The sequence below is a fragment of the Methylobacterium sp. J-048 genome (assembly GCF_022829515.1).
Lineage (GTDB): Bacteria > Pseudomonadota > Alphaproteobacteria > Rhizobiales > Beijerinckiaceae > Methylobacterium.
Map to the genome: position 1 here is coordinate 1 of NZ_JAKSYL010000281.1, position 276 is coordinate 276.

General features: G+C 74.6%; 2 pseudogenes. One reads left to right on the forward strand and one right to left on the reverse strand.

The features are described 5' to 3' along the window. Window positions 1-129, forward strand: a pseudogene (locus MKL09_RS27270) (DUF58 domain-containing protein); the annotation flags it as partial. A gap of 88 nt (window positions 130-217) precedes the next feature. On the opposite strand, the pseudogene MKL09_RS27275 reads toward MKL09_RS27270, so the two are convergent. Further along, window positions 218-276, reverse strand: a pseudogene (locus MKL09_RS27275) (hypothetical protein); the annotation flags it as partial.

The following is a 276-nucleotide window of genomic DNA, read 5'->3' on the forward strand; positions in this document are numbered from 1 at the left end:
TTCGACGAGACGCTGACCCTGCTGGCCGAGCGGGTCGCGATCCGGCTGATCCTGGTGAGCGATGCCTTCGAGCGCACCCGGCCGCCGGGCTTCTATCCCTTCGCCCTGGCGGATGGCCGGCGCGGGACCGCGCTTCCCGCACCCGCTGCACCAGCTCGCCGACCAGGCCGCGGGCGGTCTTGCCTTCGGCGGCCGCCCGCCAGGTCAGGCCGATCCGGTGGGAGAGCGCGTCCCGGGCGAGCTCGGTGACGTCCTCCGGGGTGACGTAGTCCCGGC